The following is a 3,223-nucleotide window of genomic DNA, read 5'->3' on the forward strand; positions in this document are numbered from 1 at the left end:
ACACCAGACGGTTCACGATCGCCGAATGCGGCACCGCCACACCCTTCGGGCGACCCGTCGAACCCGACGTGAAGATCACGTACGCGGTGTTCGAAGCATCCAGCGGCGCGGAGCGATCCGCGTCGGTCAGCGCGGCGTCGGAGTAACCGGACAGGTCCACGGTGTCCACGGCCAGGGTCGGCACGGTGGCGTGGGTGAACCCGTCGCGCTCGGTGGTGAGCACGCACACCAGCCGGGCCGTCTCGAGCACGTAGTCGATGCGGTCGGCGGGCTGGTCCAGGTCCAGCGGCACGTACGCGCCACCGGCCTCGACGATCGCGTACATGGCGACCACCAGGTCCAGCGAGCGGCGAATGCCCAGGGCCACCATGCTCTCCGGGCCGACGCCGGCCTCGATGAGCTTGCGGGCCAGCTGGTGCACGCGTCCGGCGAACTCGGCGTAGGACAGACTCGTGCCCTCGAACGCGACGGCGGTCGCTTCGGGGGTCCGCTCGGCCTGGGCTTCGAACAGCGCGACCAGCGTCTCGCCCGCGTCGCCGGAGGCGCTGCGCACGGTCTCGCCCGCGGCGGTGTCCTCGGCCGACAAGGTGCCCGACGTCAGTTCCGCGACCACGGACACGACGTCGGCGGTGGTGCGGTTCCAGTCGCGCAGCACGCGGGTGCGCTCGCCACCGACCAGCAGGTCGATATCGCCCACGGCCCGCTCCGGCTTGGCCGCGACGGCCTTCAGCAGCAGATCGAACCGGTCGGCGAAGCGCGCCATGGTGGCCGCGTCGAACAGGTCGGTGGCGTAGATGAGTTCGGCGGTGATGCCGGACTGCGGGGCGGCGGCATTCTCGGTGAGCACCAGCTGCAGGTCGAACTTGGCGGTGTCGATCGGCAGTTCGACGGCGCTGACGGTCAGGCCGGGCAGTTCCAGTTCGGTGATGCCGGTGTTCTGGAACGACAGCATGACCTGGAACAGCGGGTGCCGGGCCTGCGAGCGGGCCGGGTTGAGGATCTCCACCAGGCGCTCGAACGGCAGGTCGGCATGGCCGAAGGCCTGGATGTCGGTGCCGCGCACCGCGTCCAGCAGTTCGGTGAAGCCGGCGCCGCCGTCCACCTCGGTGCGCAGCACCAGGGTGTTGACGAACATGCCGATGAGGTCGTCGAGGGCGCGTTCACCACGACCGGCGACCGGGGTGCCGATCGCGATGTCGGACTCGCCGGACAGGCGCGACAGCAGCACGGCCAGCGCCGAGTGCATGACCATGAACAGCGTGGTGCCGCGGGTGCGGGCGAGTTCGGCCAGCGCGCCGTGGGTTTCGGCGTCGATGTCGAACACGTGGGTGGCGCCGCGGCCCGAGGCCACGGCCGGACGCGGCCGGTCGGACGGCAGGTCCAGCTGGTCGGGCAGGCCGCGCAGCGACTCCCGCCAGTACGAGATCTGCTGGGAGATCACCGATTCGGCGTCGCGCTCGTCGCCGAGCACCTCGCGCTGCCACAGCGCGTAGTCGGCGTACTGGACGTCGAGCACCTGCCAGCCGGGTTCGCCGCCCTCGACGCGCGCGCCGTAGGCGGTCATGACGTCCCGGGTGAGCGGGCCCATGGAGAAACCGTCGGCCGAGATGTGGTGCACCACCAGCGCGAGCACGTGCTCGGTGGGGCTGACCTCGAACAGGCGGGCCCGGAACGGCACGTCCACGGTGACGTCGAAGCCGGTCAGCACCAGCTCCGAGAGCGCCTGCGGCAGTGCGGCTTCGGAGACCTCGACCGGGGTCAGGTCCGGGATGACCTGGCTGGTCGGGACGATCTCCTGGTACGCGTGCCCGTCGATCTCGGGGTAGCGGGTGCGCAGCGACTCGTGCCGCGCCAGCACGTCGGCGACGGCGATCTGCAGGGCCTGGCGATCCACCAGACCGGACAGGCGCACGGCCGCCGGGATGTTGTCCACCGCCGATTCGGGATCGAACCGGTTGAGGAACCACATGCGCTGCTGGGCCAGCGACAGCGGCAGCCGCTCGGGCCGCTCCTGCGCGACCAGCGCCAGGCGGGTGCCGGAGCCGGAATGGGTCTCGGCCTTGGCGGCCAGCGCGGCCACGGTCGAGGACTCGAAGATCTCGCGCACGCCGAGCTGGGTGTCCAGCGCGGCGGACAGGCGCGCCGCCACCTGGGTGGCGATGAGCGAGTTGCCGCCCAGGGCGAAGAAGTCGTCGTCGAGACCGACCCGCTCCAGGCCGAGGATCTCGGCGAACACACCGGCCACGATCTGCTCGACCGGGGTGACGGGGGCGCGGAACACCGCGGCCTCGAACACCGGCGCGGGCAGCGCCTTGCGGTCCAGCTTGCCGGAGGCGTTGAGCGGGAACTCGTCGAGCACCATCAGGATCGACGGCACCATGTAGGACGGCACGCTCTCGCCGAGCTCGGCGCGCACCCCGTCCACGTCGACGCTGCGGCCGGCCGCGGCGATGACATAGCCGACCAGCTGGTCACCGGCGTGCGGATCGTGGCGCACCACGACCACCGACTGCGCGATGGAATCCAGTGCGGTGAGCGCGGATTCGATCTCGCCGAGCTCGATGCGCAGACCGCGCAGCTTCACCTGGAAGTCGGTGCGGCCGATGTACTCCAGCTCACCGTCCGCGGTCCAGGTGACGAGGTCACCGGTGCGGTACATGCGCTTGCCCGGGGTGAAGGGGTTGGCGACGAAGCGATCCGCCGACAGGTCCGGTCGCGCCACGTAACCGCGGGCCAGCTGGTCACCGGCGAGGTACAACTCGCCCGCGACGCCGACCGGAACCGGGCGCAGGCGCGAATCGAGCACGTACACCTGGGTGTTGAACACCGGGCGGCCGATCGGCACGGTGTCCACGTCGGCGTCCACGACCTGGTGGTAGGTGACGTCGACCGCGGCCTCGGTGGGGCCGTACAGGTTGTGCAGCTCGGCACCCGTTAGTTCGCGCAGCTTGTGCGACGGCTTCGGCGACAGCGCCTCACCGGAGGCGAAGACCATGCGCAGGCTGGTGCACCGCGCGGCCGATTCCTCGGCCACGAACACCGCCAGCATGGACGGCACGAAGTGGGTGACCGTCACGCCTTCGCGGGCGATGAGGTCGGCGAGGTAGGCCGGGTCGCGGTGGCCCTCGGGCTTGGCCACGACCAGCTTCGCGCCGATCTGCAAGGGCCAGAAGAACTCCCACACCGACACGTCGAACGTGGCCGGAGTCTTCTGCAGCACGAC

General features: G+C 70.7%; 1 protein-coding gene. It reads right to left on the reverse strand.

The window, feature by feature from the left end; all coding sequences use genetic code 11:
- Nucleotides 1–3,223, reverse strand: a 3,223-nt coding sequence (locus ABZ412_RS35785; RefSeq protein WP_357289741.1) for a condensation domain-containing protein, incomplete at both ends; no start/stop codon positions are given.

It is taken from the genome of Nocardia sp. NPDC005746 (assembly GCF_040630785.1).
In the GTDB taxonomy this organism is placed as follows: Bacteria; Actinomycetota; Actinomycetes; order Mycobacteriales; family Mycobacteriaceae; genus Nocardia.